Source organism: Neorhizobium sp. T25_27 (genome assembly GCF_002968565.1).
Taxonomy (GTDB): domain Bacteria; phylum Pseudomonadota; class Alphaproteobacteria; order Rhizobiales; family Rhizobiaceae; genus Neorhizobium; species Neorhizobium tomejilense.
The window spans coordinates 62625-76909 of sequence record NZ_PVBJ01000001.1; the positions used below are offsets into that span (position 1 = coordinate 62625).

At 62.5% G+C, this 14285-nt stretch carries 11 protein-coding genes; 5 read left to right on the plus strand and 6 right to left on the minus strand.

Annotation, left to right across the window (positions count from 1 at the left end):
• Position 1: 1 nt before the first annotated feature.
• From C5J24_RS00340 to C5J24_RS00355, 4 genes are all read right to left on the minus strand, one after another.
• A complete protein-coding gene (locus C5J24_RS00340) occupies positions 2-1312 on the minus strand; it encodes a cytosine deaminase (protein WP_371673454.1) in 1311 nt (436 codons plus the stop codon).
• Entirely contained in the window at positions 1312-2151 is an 840-nt protein-coding gene (locus tag C5J24_RS00345; protein WP_105414733.1) for an ABC transporter permease, read from the minus strand. The genes C5J24_RS00340 and C5J24_RS00345 overlap by 1 nt, the downstream gene beginning before the upstream one ends.
• Positions 2151-2975 carry an ABC transporter ATP-binding protein gene (locus C5J24_RS00350; protein ID WP_105414735.1) on the minus strand — a complete coding sequence of 275 codons (825 nt, stop codon included), beginning with the start codon at positions 2973-2975 and terminating at the stop codon, positions 2151-2153. The genes C5J24_RS00345 and C5J24_RS00350 overlap by 1 nt, the downstream gene beginning before the upstream one ends.
• Before the next feature lie 95 nt (positions 2976-3070).
• Positions 3071-4087 (minus strand): ABC transporter substrate-binding protein, encoded by a 1017-nt coding sequence (locus C5J24_RS00355; RefSeq protein WP_105414737.1) that lies wholly within the window; start codon positions 4085-4087, stop codon positions 3071-3073.
• A 191-nt stretch (positions 4088-4278) separates the two neighbouring features.
• Between C5J24_RS00355 and C5J24_RS00360 the strand changes: the two genes are divergently transcribed.
• Entirely contained in the window at positions 4279-5250 is a 972-nt protein-coding gene (locus tag C5J24_RS00360) for a LysR family transcriptional regulator (protein WP_105414739.1), read from the plus strand.
• On the opposite strand, the gene C5J24_RS00365 is transcribed toward C5J24_RS00360, so the two are convergent.
• Positions 5247-6035 (minus strand): creatininase family protein, encoded by a 789-nt coding sequence (locus C5J24_RS00365; RefSeq protein WP_105414740.1) that lies wholly within the window; start codon positions 6033-6035, stop codon positions 5247-5249. The two genes, C5J24_RS00360 and C5J24_RS00365, sit on opposite strands and share 4 nt — an antisense overlap.
• A gap of 247 nt (positions 6036-6282) precedes the next feature.
• On the opposite strand from C5J24_RS00365, the gene C5J24_RS00370 reads away from it, so the two are divergent.
• Positions 6283-6498 carry a hypothetical protein gene (locus C5J24_RS00370; RefSeq protein ID WP_105414742.1) on the plus strand — a complete coding sequence of 72 codons (216 nt, stop codon included), beginning with the start codon at positions 6283-6285 and terminating at the stop codon, positions 6496-6498.
• A 255-nt stretch (positions 6499-6753) separates the two neighbouring features.
• Entirely contained in the window at positions 6754-9012 is a 2259-nt protein-coding gene (locus C5J24_RS00375) for a methyl-accepting chemotaxis protein (RefSeq protein ID WP_245446473.1), read from the plus strand.
• 119 nt (positions 9013-9131) lie between these two features.
• Here the strand turns inward: C5J24_RS00375 and C5J24_RS00380 are convergent, their stop codons facing one another.
• Positions 9132-10022, minus strand: a complete 891-nt coding sequence (locus C5J24_RS00380) for a DMT family transporter (RefSeq protein WP_105414744.1) — start codon at positions 10020-10022, stop codon at positions 9132-9134.
• Between the two features lie 288 nt (positions 10023-10310).
• Between C5J24_RS00380 and C5J24_RS00385 the strand changes: the two genes are divergently transcribed.
• Together C5J24_RS00385 and C5J24_RS00390 are read left to right on the plus strand one after the other, a co-directional pair.
• Entirely contained in the window at positions 10311-11609 is a 1299-nt protein-coding gene (locus tag C5J24_RS00385; RefSeq protein WP_105414747.1) for an adenylosuccinate synthase, read from the plus strand.
• Positions 11610-11668: 59 nt separating this feature from the next.
• On the plus strand, positions 11669-14266 hold the full coding sequence (locus C5J24_RS00390) for a hypothetical protein (RefSeq protein ID WP_105414749.1): 2598 nt from the start codon (positions 11669-11671) through the stop codon (positions 14264-14266).
• The last annotated feature ends 19 nt before the right edge of the window (positions 14267-14285 follow it).

Below are 14285 nucleotides of genomic sequence, written 5' to 3' on the forward strand. Positions count from 1 at the left end.
TTCACTTGTCCAAAATCGGGTCCAGGTCACGGTAATCCGGCAGGCGACGGTCGATGCCCATGCCATTCCGCATCACGATGCGGTCGGCCTGCGGACGGGAAAGGAATTCGCTCCAGCGGCGCGCGCTGAACAGCACGAGGTCGGCGGCCCCACCTTCGGCGATGACGCCGATATCCGGACGGCCGAGGATTTCGGCGGGTGTCGAGGTGACGACGCGGGCGGAGGTGTCGAGCGGGTGGTCGAGATGCAGGATGCGGACCGCCTCGCGGAAAACCTCGACCGGATCCATGTCGCCATAGGCGTAGAACGGATCACGGGTATTGTCGGAGGAAACGGCGGTTTTCACGCCAGCGGCCGTCAATTCATGGAACAGCGTGACGCCGCGCCAGCGCGGCGTGCGGCAGGCATGGCGGTCCTGCAGGTACATGTTGCACATCGGTAGCGACACGACCGAAATGTCGGCCTTGGCGACCTTGTCGATGACGCGCCTTGCGGTCTCGTCATCCTGCCGTGCCAGCGAGCAGCAATGGCCGACGGTCACCGAGCCTTCGAAACGGTTGCGGAGCTTCGCCTCGGCAATAGCTTCCAGGGTCAGGACCTGCTTGTCTTCCGTCTCGTCCACATGCAGGTCGATGTCGAGGCCATTGTCGGCGGCCGCCTTGAAGAGCGTATCGAGGATACGTTCGAAATCCGGCAGGATGCGGGTGGCGCCGCCGAGCAGCCCGCCATAACGGCTCGTCGTCGCGACGATGCCGCCGAAGATGCTTTCGTCGAGCACGTTTTCCAGCGGCAGCAGGGCGACAGCCTGCAGCGCGATCCGATCTTTCCATTCAGCGCGAATCTCGTCGAACAACGGAAAGGAGATATCCGGCTGCGGCGGGATGCTGTCGAGATGGGTGCGGATCAGCTTGGTGCCGTGAGCATAGGCGCTTTTCAATGAGAATTCGAAGCGGGCGCGAATATCCTCAGCCGACCAGTTGGCGATCCGGTCCTCGCGCACATTCATCAATGCGCCTTCGAACGTGCCGTCCGGGTTTGGGCGGCGGTCCCAGAAATGTCCCTTGTCGAGATGCGTATGCATGTCGGCGAAACAGGGCCAGACCATGCCGCCGCGCATATCGGCGGAGACCAGATCGGCGGGCGCTGAGCCTTTCGGCAGAATGGCCTCGATCTTCCCGTCCGCGATGACCAGATCTGCCTCCATGAGGCCGTCCTTTGCGACGGCCGGCAGGCCCTTGACGAGAACGGCCGGCAGCGTCGCATTGGTGAGCGCGAAACGGCGGGCGTCGGGAAGCGTCATGAAGGCAGTCATCAGTTTTCTCTTTTCAGGCTGCTTTCATGCCAGCGATGCAGGAAAAACCAGGAGATGAAGGAGGTGATCGCAAAAATCACCACGCCGAGCAGCGACAACAGAATCAGTGCCGCAAACAGGCGCGGAATGTTGAGGCGATACTGGGATTCGAGTAGCCGGAAGGCAAGGCCGGAACCTGCGCCCGCCGAGCCTGCCGCGAACTCTGCAACGACCGCCGCGATCAGCGCCAGGCCTCCGCCGATCCGCAGGCCTGTCATGAAATAGGGGAGCGAGGAGGGGAGTTTCAGGTAGAGCAGCGTCTGCCAGCGCGAGGCACCGTAGAGATCGAAGAGGTTAAGCAGGTTGTGGTCGACGCTCTTCAGGCCCTGGACCATGTTCGACAGGATCGGGAAGAAGGCGACGAGGAAGGCGCAGATCAAAAGCGCCACCTGGGTCGTCGGCGCGTAGATCAGGATGAGCGGCGCGATCGCCACGATCGGCGTCACCTGCAGGATGACCGTGATCGGATAGAAGGCGGTCTCGATCCATTTCGACTGGATGAGGAAGACGGCGATGCCGACGCCGCCGATCAGCGCCAATGCGAGCGCCTGCATTGTGATCTGTGTCGTCACCCAGAGAGCGGGCGAGAGCGTGCCCCAGTCGTTGTAGAGCGAGTTCGCGACCGCCAGCGGCCCCGGCAGAATGTATTGCGGAATGCTGTTGACGGTGATGATGAACTGCCAGAGGAGGACGAGGCAGACCACCACGCAGATCGGGACGAGGGTGCGTAGCAGCGTGTCGCGGTTGCGGCTGATGAAGCCCGGCTTCGGCGGCACGAGGGCGGTATCGGTGTCGGCCATCAATGTTCCTCCCCGCCGATTGCTTCGATGAGCATGGTCGAGACCTTTTCGCAGGCCTGGCGGTATTCTTCCGAGGTGCGGTAACGGGCGTCGCGCTCGAGGCTCGTGACCAGCGGGAAATCCGCATGCACCCGGCCGGGCCGCGCCTTCATCACTACGATGCGGTTGGAGAGGTAAGCGGATTCGAACACGGAATGGGTGACGAAGATCACCGTGATGCCGGTCTCGCGCCACAGACGCAGCACGTCGTCGTTGAGTTTCTGGCGGGTGATCTCGTCGAGCGCCGCAAAGGGCTCGTCCATCAAGAGCAGCTTCGGCTTGGTGACCAGCGCACGGGCGATCGAGACGCGCATCTTCATGCCGCCGGAAAGTTCGCGGGGATAGGCGTCTGCGAAGTCCTGGAGGCCGACGGTCGCCAGCGTCTTCATGATTTCGTCGCGGGCAGCGGATTTGGAGACGCCGCGCAGTTTCAGCGGCAGGTAGACGTTGCCGAACACCGTCTGCCACGGCATCAGCGTCGGCTCCTGGAAGACGAAGGAAATGTCGCCTTCCGGCAGGCCTTTGGAGTTGATGCGCGAACTCGGCCAGTCGATCGTGCCTGTCGAGACGTCGCCGAGCCCGGCTATGATGCGCAGTGCCGTCGATTTACCACAGCCGGAAGGGCCGAGCAGACTGACGAATTCGCCCCCCTCGACCGTCAGCGACATGTCGGAGAGCGCCAGCGTGCCGCTGGAGAATGTTTTCGAGACGGAGCGCATGACGACCAGCGGGCGTCTGCGTGTCTCCCCGGGGGCGGGTATCAGCGGGGCTTGGGACGTGCTCATTGCGGGCCTTGAACTTAGTCGGGACAGGGCGGCAATTCCCTCTTTCCCGTGACAGGCACAGCAAAGAGGGAATGAACCGTTGCGCTCTTCCGAGACTACTTTTTCAGCGCCATGCCGACGCCCTTGCAGACGAACTTGGTGGAATAGGCCTTCTTGTAATCGAGGTCGGCCGGCTGGACACCGATCGCTACCATGGACTCGAAGAACTTCTTGTAGCGCTCGTCGGTGATGCAGCCGATGCCCTTGGTCTCGGCGTCGCCCGATACGACGATCCCGTATTCCTTCATCTTGGCGATGGAATAGGCGAGCTGGCCATCCGTCATTTCCGGATTGTCCTTCTTGATCAAGTCGTTGGCGGCTTTATTGTCACCATAGAGATAAGTGTACCAGCCTTCGAGCGAGGCATCGACGAAACGCTGCACGACATCCGACTTCTTGTCGATCATCGTCTGCGTGGTGGTGATCATCGTCGAATAGGGGCCGTAACCGGCATCGGCGATCAGGAAGACTTTTGGTGTCCAGCCGGCCTGCTTGCCGATCTCGTAGGGTTCGGAGGTCAGGTAACCCTGCTGTGCGGAAGCCTTGTCGGCGATGAAGGGGGCTGGGTTGAACGTGTAGGGCTTGAACTGCTCGTCCTTGAAGCCTTTGAAGTTCTTCTTCATCCACTCGAAATAGGTGGTGTAGCCTTCCTTGGCCATGAAGATGGTCTTCATCTTGGCAAGGTCCGCGAATGTCTCGACGCCCGCGTCGGGATGGGCGAGCAGGACCTGCGGGTCCTTCTGGAAGATTGAGGCGACGCTGACCAGCGGGATGCCCTGCTTGACGGCATCCATGTCGCCGAGCGGGCCGCCCATGTAGAAATCGACCTTTCCGGCGATCAGGAGTGAGCGGTTGGCGGCATTCGGGCCGCCCTGCACGATCTTCACCTTCAGGCCGCGCTTTTCATAGGTGCCGTCGGCGACGGCCTGGTAGAAGCCGCCATGCTCGGCCTGGGCAAGCCAGTTGGTGCCATAGGAGACTTCGTCGAGAGCCACAGCCGGCTGAGCGGCAAGGGCCACCGCCGAAAGGCCGGCAGCAGCAAAAAAACTCTTCATCATCAAGGTTTTGGACATGTCGCTTTGTTCCCCTGTTAAACCGTGCGGCATCGTGAGAGCAGCTTATGATGAGCATTTGTACGGTTGCGTTGCTCTTTGAAAAGCATCAAAATTCGTTCACATTGATGCCTTTAGGGCAGCGCTCGAATTTTAACCTGCCAAATTGTGGTGCATGATCAAAAAACATGCAATGAGGGGCTTCGGAGAAAATGCTGCACTCGCGAAAACTTCAATATATCGACGAAATCGCCCGATGCGGATCGATCCGCAAGGCGGCCGCCCGGCTGAACGTCGCGTCGTCGGCGATCAACCGGCAGATTCTGGCCCTGGAGGAAGAGTTCGGGGCGCCGCTTTTCGAGCGGATGCCGCGCGGGTTGAAGCTGACGGCAGCCGGGGAACTGTGCATCGAGCATATTCGGGAGGTGCTGAAGACCTATGAGCGGATGGAAGCGCGCATCCGCGGCCTCAAGATGCCGCAGGCCGGCAAGGTGACGCTGGTTTCGACGGTCGGGCTTGCGGCAGGGCCGCTTCCCGAGATCATAGCCCGCTTCGTCGCACAGCATCCGCGCGTGCGGGTTCTCCTGCGCAACGACGGGCCGTCGAACACGATGCAGCCGGTGATCACGGGGGAGGTGGACTTCGGGCTCGGCTTCAACATCCCCGCGACGCCTGGCATCCGCACGCTCGCCAACTTCGACATACCGATCGGCGTCGTGATGCCGCCAGGGCATCGGCTGGCGGCGGAAGAGGGGCCGGTCGACCTTGCGGATGTCGTGCAGGAGCCGCTGGTGCTTGCACAGTCGGGCACCAGCCTGCGCAACATCATCAATCTGGCGCTATCGCCGCTGTCGGTTGCGGTCGAGCCGCTGGTGGAAAGCAACGCCTCGGAAATGCTGAAGAAGCTGGTCAAGGCGGGCACGGGCCTGACGCTGCTCAATCCCCTCGACGTGCTGTCGGAATGCCGCCGCGGCGAGCTGATCTTCCGGCCGATCGTCAACCCGCACGCGCGCCACCAGCCGATGAAGCTTTTCGCCCGCGCTCGCACGACGCTCGATACGGCGACCAGCCTATTCGTGGAATTTCTGCTGTCGGAACTGGCGGCGATGGTGGCCGAATTGCAGGCCAAGGGCCACCTGCCGCCCCAGCCGCATGGCCGGGACGCGCAGCGCGACGAGGGTTAGCGGGAATAGAGTTCGTCGAGGGGGAAGGTTTCGAATTCCCGCAGCATCTCGATGAAGCCCGCGACCTGATGGCGGCAGATAGCCGCGCCTTTTTCGGCGGTGCCCTTCGAGGCGTCGCCGACGACGCCGTTGGGGTTCAGGTCGTGCGCCACCCAGGACAGCACGTGCGGCGGGGCCGGCTGCATGTATTTCGAGCGGCTTTCCGCCTTGGAGACGAAGTTCTGCGCGTTCTCCATCCGCACCAGTTCGGGGCGGAAATGCAGCATCAGCGAGGTTTCGACTTCGCCGCCATGGATACCGTATTTCTGCTCGTGCTCACTGATCAGGCCCGGCGGGTTGCCGAAGCGTCCCCATTGCGTGCCGATCACCGCCATCTTGTAGCGGACGCGCAACTCGCGGCCGACAATGCTCATGACGTCGACATTGCCGCCATGCGAGTTGACGAAGACGAGCTTCTTCACCCCGGCTTCCGCTACCTTGGCGCCGATCGCGGTCCAGGCGGGGATCAGGATTTCCGGGCCGAAGGACAGCGAGCCGGGGCCGTAGACGTGTTCGTTCGCCTTGCCGATCTCCTGGGTGGGAAGCACCAGGAAATCGAGGTTGTCGGGGCGTTGCGCCTTCAATTCCGCCAGCATGCCGTTGGCGATCGCCACGTCGGTTGCGATCGGCAGGTGGGGGCCGTGCTGTTCGGTTGAGGCGATCGGCAGGATGGCGATGGTCTTGTCGGGCGAAAGGCCGGCGAAATCGAGTGAATTGAGTTCATTCCAGTAAAATGGCTTGCCCATGCTGTCCTGCCTTTCTGCATCTCGTTTTTGAGGGTTAGGAGATCGGGCACATCTCGAAAAGCATCAATTTCCGCCTACTCCGCTGCCTTTTTGAGCGCGCTGTTTCGAGCCTTCTGTATCAAGTCGGGAAAAAAGCCGATTTCACTAAAATTGCAGCTATCCGTTTAAGCGCTCCGAAAAACCCGAGCGCTAGGGTGAACTCATCCAAGAAACGGCATCCAAGCCGCCTGAAGAAAAGGGTGCAGCCATGATCAAGAAGCTCATCATTTCCGCCGTGGTCCTGACGGCGCTGATTGTCAGCAAGGAATCACGTGCAGCGGGTGTTGGCGGTTTGGCTCGCGTGCTGTCCGAAAATGTGGCGTCCGAACGCCATGACGGCGCGATCATCGACATGCCGGTCGATCCGGCGCCGAGCCCGATCCGCGAGCGCCGCCCCATCATTCCGGCCCATCACCACATCTGATCCGGAGCGCCTCTCCTGCGCTCCCGTCCGTTGCAGCACGACGGACCGGCCCGTCTCCCCCCTCGGGGAGGCGGGTTTTCGCGATTCGGCAATCGGGCTGCTTCAAGCTTCCAAAATGATTCCGCAGGCCTTTGGAACGCGTTGTATTTAATTGAATATTTAACGTTCTACGCGAAGTTGGGCCCTCTTTCCCGTCCAAGTCCGGAAAGCCGCCGAACCAGCCAACCCCGCGGCGGTTGTTTGAAATAAGGAGTGATGCAGGTGCGGATTTCAATCAAGCATACTTTGATACTGGCCTTCGTTGTCTTGAGCCTGGGCATTTTGGGTCTCATGGGCAAGATGCTGTCTGAGGAGATAGGCCGCTACCGAAACTCCACCCAGCTCTCCGAACTGGCACAGCTTGACGAAGCCCTTTTCAATGCATTGCTCGGGCTGCGCGGCGAGCGCGGTGCCATCTCATCCGCCATCAAGCTGGAACCTGCAGAGGTCGCGTCCAGCCGCAAGAACATGGATACCGGCCGCGAGTCGATGGACAAGGCCTTTTCGGCGGTGAAGACCCTGACCGCCGACGTCGAGCAGGCAAGCCTGCGCGGTGCGATCTCTCCCGTCCTCAGCGCCTATACGCAGTGGGCCGGTTACCGTGCAAATGTGGATACGGCGCTCACACAGGCGGTCAAGGATCGCGATCCGGCGCTCGGCAAAGCCGTGCTCGGACTTGCCGATACGATGCTGGCCGATCTCGAAAAGGCCGCCAATCAGGTCGAGGCCACCATCAATGCGCGCGGGCCGGGGATGATCATGTTCACCCAGATCCGCTCCCTTGCCTGGACGGCGCGCACCCAGCTCGGCACCGCCAACTCCACCTTCGTCAGTGCCCTGATCGCCAAACAGCCGCTTGCGGCAGAGAAACTGACCGAAATTGCGGTTCAGGATGCGCGCGTGGCAACCGCATGGGATGTCATTACCCAGCTCTCCAACGCGGACACGACCCCGGAGAAGATCAAAACGCTTCACCGGACAGCCCAAACGACCTATTTCGGCGGGCCGTATGCCGAGCAGCGTAATGCCGCCCTCAAGGCATTCCAGGCCGGCAAACCCTTCGACATGGCGGTCGACGACTGGCGCAAGCCCGCTGCTCCCGCACAGTCTTCGATCGCCGATATGGCGTCTGCCTCGCTCAACGAGATGACGAGGCTAACGGCAGAAGAGGCTGCTTCCGCAAAGCAATCCATCATCGTCTACAGTGTTGCGACCGTTATCGCTTTTGCGCTTTCGCTTCTCGGCATCTACACGGTCATCGTGCGGATCGCCAACCCGATCAGCCGGTTGACAGGTGTGATGCGGACGCTCGCCGGCGGCGACCTTTCCGTCGAAATCCCGGGGGCCGCCCGCACCGACGAGATCGGCGACATGGCGCGCGCCGTGGAAATCTTCCGCGAGGCTGCACAGCAGAACCGCCAGCTCGAGGCGGATGCCGAACACTCCCGCAAGGCGGCCGAAGCCGAACGCATCGAATTCCAGCGCAGGGCAGAGTCCGAGGCCGAGGTGCGGCTGACCCAGGCCACCTCGGAACTCGCCTCCGGTCTGCAGCGCCTTGCTGCCGGCGATCTGCTGTGTGAGATCGACAAGGAATTTTCCGCGCAGTTCGAAACCTTGCGCCATGACTTCAACAGCTCGGTCCGCCAGTTGCGCACCGCGCTCGAAGGCGTGAACCGGACCGCCCAAAGCGTTCGCAGCGGCAGCGACGAAATCTCGACCGCGTCCGACCAGCTTTCGAAGCGTACGGAACAGCAGGCTGCATCGCTGGAAGAGACGGCGGCGGCGCTGGAAGAAGTTACCACTAACGTGAAGCAGACCTCCGAAAGGGCGAGCGAGGCACGGGAAATCGTCCGCGACGCGAGCTCCCGCGCGCAAAACTCCAGTACGGTCGTTTCCAATGCGGTCAATGCGATGCAGAAGATCGAGATGGCGTCGAACCAGATCAGCCAGATCATCGGCGTCATCGACGAGATAGCCTTCCAGACCAACCTGCTTGCCCTCAATGCAGGCGTGGAAGCCGCTCGCGCAGGCGAGGCGGGCAAGGGATTTGCAGTCGTTGCCCAGGAAGTCCGCGAACTGGCGCAGCGCTCGGCCAAGGCCGCCAAGGAGATCAAGACGCTGATCGGCAATTCCGAAGCTGCCGTCAACCAGGGCGTGGTTCTCGTCAATGATACCGGCGACGGTCTCAAGGAGATCGCCAAGCTTGTCGCGGCGGTCAACCAGCATATGGAGGCGATCGCCATTGCGGCAAACGAGCAGGCATTAGGTCTCTCGGAGATCAACACGTCCGTGAACCACATGGACCAGATGACCCAGCAGAACGCCGCCATGGTCGAGGAAATGAATGCGGCCGGCGCTACTCTTGCCGAGGAAAGCAGCCGTCTTTCCGAACTGCTGGCGCGCTTCGAAGTGAGCCGAAACAACGTGCGCGACCAGCGCTCGTTCGCCCCCGGACGACTGGCCATGGCCAGCTGAGGAGCACTTTCGAACAGCCGGCTCCCCAATGCCTATGCAGGCGGCGGGATATCACCGGTCGAGGATCTGAAAACCGTCGGCTCCTTTGCAGGGGCCGGCGGTTTTCGTTTCCAGCAGGACTAACGGTCCATATGGGGTTTTCCCCATTCGGCGATGGCGATGCCGCCGAGTGCCAGCGCCAGCGCGACGACATGGAAGAGCTGCAGGCTTTCACCGATGATGGCGACCGAGAGCAGCGTGCCGAACACCGGCACGAGATTGATGAACAGTCCGGCCCGGTTGGCGCCGATCTCCTCGACGCCCTTGATGTAGAGCACCTGCGCGATCAGCGAGGCGAAGATGCCCGTATAGAGAACCACGACCCAGCCTTCCGCATCCGGCCAGATCAGGCGATCGGCCGAATATTCCCAGAATACCAGCGGCAGCGAGAAGACCATCGCGAAAAAGGCGGGGACCGCCATCAGCGTTCGCCAGTCGATCTTCGGGCGCCACCTGAGCGCCACCGTGTAGACCGCATAGGCGACGACGGCGATCATCATGATCGCATCGCCGAAGTTGACGGTCAGCGTCACCAGGGCGCTCAAGTCGCCGTGGATGGCGGTGATGATGCCGCCGAGAAGCGTCAGGGTGAAGCCGAGGATCTGCGCCCACGAGACCTTCATCCGGAACAGGGCGAAGTTGATGACGAAGATCAGCATCGGGATGACCGCCTGCTCGACCGTCACGTTGATCGCCGTCGTGTAATTGACGGCGGTATAGAGCGCAGCGTTGAAGACGACATAACCGACGACGCCGAGGAAGAGGAGAATCGGCAGGTTCTTCCTGACGACCGGCCAGTCCTTGATGAACTGCGGCACGGAGATGGCGAAGATGATGGCGACGGCGAAAAACCAGCGCCAGAAGGTCAGCATCATCGGGCTCACATGGCCGACGGCGAGCTTGCCCGCTACCGCATTGCCGCCCCAGGCCAGAGTTGCAATGACGAGCGAGAGATAGGCCTTTTTATGCAAGATGGTCTCCGGCGCCGGAAATGACGGTGATTTCAGGAAATAACGGGCGGGAATAGCGTGTAGTCCACGGTTTTGTCACGTAAAAACCACGCCCGAGTGACAAACAGGTCGCTTTCCGTTGGCCGAGGCTTTATAGATGCGGCCGTTTGCAATGCCTCTGAACGGTTTCCATCCGCCAAAGGCGGTGCATGTAAAATCAAACTGGCGCATCGACCGTATATCAATATTGATCTACGGAAGGTGTGCGTGTGGTCGCGTGGGGCATTGCCCGCAATACAGGAAGCACAGATGACGAATGTAGTCGTGGTTGGTTCGCAATGGGGTGACGAAGGCAAGGGCAAGATTGTCGACTGGCTTTCCGAACGTGCCGATATCGTGGTGCGTTTCCAGGGCGGTCACAATGCGGGCCATACGCTCGTCATCGACGGCGTCAGCTACAAGCTGTCGCTGCTGCCCTCCGGCATCGTCCGCCCGGGCAAGATCGCGGTGATCGGCAATGGCGTCGTTCTCGATCCGCATGCGCTGCTGGCGGAAATCGAAAAGCTAGGCGCACAGGGCGTGAAGGTCACGCCCGAGAACCTGCGCGTCGCCGACAACGCCACGCTGATTCTCTCGCTGCACCGCGAACTCGACGGCATGCGCGAGGATGCCGCCTCCAACAGCGGCACCAAGATCGGCACCACCCGCCGCGGCATCGGCCCGGCCTATGAGGACAAGGTCGGCCGCCGCGCGATCCGCGTCATGGACCTTGCCGACATGGAGACGCTGCCGGGCAAGGTCGACCGCATCCTCACCCATCACAACGCGCTGCGCCGTGGCCTTGGAGAGAAGGAAGTCTCGCACGAGGCGATCATGCAGGAATTGACCTCGGTCGCCGACCGCGTGCTGCCCTTCCGCGAAACCGTCTGGGAACTGCTCGACAAGCAGCGCCGCAAGGGCGCCCGCATCCTTTTCGAAGGCGCTCAAGGGTCGCTGCTCGATATCGACCACGGCACCTATCCGTTCGTCACCTCGTCGAATACGGTCGCGGGCCAGGCGTCTGCCGGCTCAGGCATGGGGCCGGGTGCGCTCGGCTATATTCTCGGAATCACCAAGGCCTATACGACTCGCGTCGGCGAAGGCCCGTTCCCGACCGAGCTGAAGGACGAGATCGGCCAGTTCCTCGGCGAGAAGGGCCATGAATTCGGTACGGTCACGGGCCGCAAGCGCCGTTGCGGCTGGTTCGACGCAGCGCTGGTACGCCAATCGGTCGCCACCAATGGCATTACCGGCATTGCGCTCACCAAGCTCGACGTGCTCGACGGCCTCGACGAGTTGAAGATCTGCGTCGGCTACATGCTCGACGGCGAGCAGATCGATCATCTTCCTGCAAGCCAGGGCGCCCAGGCTCGTGTAGAGCCGGTCTATGTCACCCTCGAAGGCTGGAAGGAATCGACGGTCGGGGCTCGCTCCTGGGCGGATCTGCCGGCCCAGGCGATCAAATATGTCCGCCAGGTCGAGGATTTGATCGGTGCGCCGGTTGCCCTACTTTCCACCAGCCCGGAGCGGGACGACACCATACTTGTGACCGACCCGTTTGAAGATTAAAGTCAAGAATTGATTACCATTCGGCCGGCCTTCGGGCCGGCTTACATGAGAAAGTGCTGATGGCTGATTTTGTAGCGGTGATCCGCCGCGCCGTTGACGGTCTGGCGAACAATACGCCGGAGATGCGTGCGAAGGTTTATGAAAAGGCTCGTGGCGCCGTGCAGCGGCAACTCGAGAACATGAAGCCGCGTCCGCCTGAAGACATGCTGCGGCGGCAGCTCGACAAGCTCGAAGCCGCCATCGTCGACGTCGAGAGCGAACATGCCGAAGCACTGGAACCGATAGCCGACGGCGCAATTGCCGCAGATGCCCAGACGGCCGGTGAGGCGGCTCCGGCCGAGCAGTCCTCGGAATACCAGGACGACCAGCAACACGCTGCCGAATCGGCTCAGGCGCCGGAAGAGACGCCGGCCGCATCCGAATCAGCCCCCTCCGCTCGCGTGGAACGGCCCGTCTTTTACGAAGACGGTTATGAAGAGCCGGGACAAGCCGTCGTTCACGCCGAACCCGCCGAGCCGGAGCCCGTCGCGCAGGAACCTGCCGAGGTGGAGCCTCCGGTCTCCGAACCGGCCGTCCTCCACCAGGAGGAAGAGGCAACGGCGGTTTCCGATCAGCAGGAACCCGCCCAGCAATATGGCGACTGGCGGGACGACGTGCCGTCGGAAGAGACGCCAGTCGAGGCGGCGCCCTACCAACATTCCGAACAGGCGCCCGAACCGTCGCAGGCTTTCGACGAGAGCACGATCGAATTCCCGACGGCCGCACCCCTGACTGCCTCGGAGCCGGTTGTGCCGGAACCGGTCGATGCTGCCGCCGAGCCGGCCGATACTGCCGCAAGCGAATCGGCCGACGACGATTTCCCCTATCCGACACGCGGCGAGCAGGCTGTTCAGCAGGACGCTCCCGACTTCGTGGAGGCATGGCACAACGAACCGCATCCGTTTGAAGATCAGCATCCGGTCGAGGACCGGATGGAGGTCGAACAGCTTGCCGAGGCTCACCAGGCGCCGGAACCGGCCAAGTCGGCAGACGAGGATTGGGGCTGGGAGGTGCCGGCTCCGGCCGAGCCTCCGGTGTCGAGCCAAGAGACGGTCGCCGCCGCTGCATGGAACGATGTGCCGGAACTGATCACGGCCGGTCCTGTCGTGCCGATCGATCATGCGCACGGCACTGCAACTCCGGCTGACGCTCATTTCGATCCGGAGACCCATGTGTCGGCCGATTCGGTCCGCATGCCGCCGGTCGCCGATCTCCCGGAGCTCGCGGAGCAATCCGCGGCAGGAGCGGCAGCGGCTGCCGGCATTGATCCCTTCGCCGAATACCTCGATGAGCAACAGTCCAAGAAGGCTGCTGCCGCGCCGGCGAAACCGGCCGACAGCGATCCGTGGGGTGATCTCGAGGAGCTGATCGGCTTCAACAAGGATGCTCCGTCCTCTTCGGGCGGTGGCGCGCGTAGCACCCTCCACACCGATGCCGATGCGGACGATCTGATGCATGCGCCGGCCAGGCCCTATCGGGTCACTCCGGTGCGCAAGCGCAACTATGCCGGCATCGTGCTGGCGGTCGTCGGTCTGGCACTGGTCGGCGGCGGCGGTTACGCGATCTGGCTGAACCGCGACTCGCTGAACGACATGGTCGATGGCCTGATCCAGTCCAGCCTGCCCGGAAGCCAGACGGCGCAGCAGACACCGGCGCCTGCACCCGCGACACCGCAGCCCAACCGCGCCCCTTCGACGCCTTCCACCCCTGCGACGCCGCCACAGAACGGTGCGGCCAATACGCCTGCCGCGCCGCGAACGGCGGACGGATCGACAGTCGGGACCAAGTTTACCCAGCGGCTGATGGCCGACGGCCGCGAGGTCGACGAGGGGCCGGGTGTCACCGCTGGGCTGGCGCAGAATGCGGAAGGCCAGTCGGTAGCGCAGCTCAATGCTCCGCCCACCAATCCTCCGGCGCAACCGGCGCCGGCTCCGGGCGCACCGAACGGCAGCGCCAATGCGGTGCCGCCTCAGACGCCACCGGCTGTACCGGCTCCGAATGCCGCCACGCCGCCCGCCAGCCCGCCCTCGGCGGCTCCGGCGAATACTCCGGCGGTCGCAGGCGAAAAGATGTTCCTTTATGAGGAGCGGATCGGCCAGACGGCGCCGACGGCCATCGAGGGCTCGGTCTCCTGGTCGCTGCAGCGCGAGGCAGGTGCCAACGGCCGGCAGGAACCGGTCGTCCAGGGACGTATCAACGTGCCGGGCAGGGGCCTTACGGCGCTGATGACCTTCAAGCGCAATACAGATCCGTCGCTGCCGGCGAGCCACCTGGTCGAGATTGTCTTCGCAGTGCCGCCGGATTTCGAAGGCGGTGCGATCGAAAGCGTGCAGCGCATTGCCATGAAGGCGAGCGAGCAGGATCGCGGCAACGCATTGATCGCAGTGCCTGCCAAGATCACCGACGACTTCCACATGATCGCGCTCAACGATTTCCCGGATGCACGCTCGACCAATCTGGAACTGCTGCGCAGCCGCAACTGGATCGACATCCCGATCGCCTATCGCAACGGCCGCCGTGCGCTGCTGACCCTCCAAAAAGGCTCGGATGGCGAACGCGCCTTCAACGACGCGATCCGCGAGTGGGGCACGCTCGGTGCCACTGCCAGCGGGCAGTGACCAAGCAGGCCTCCTTGGG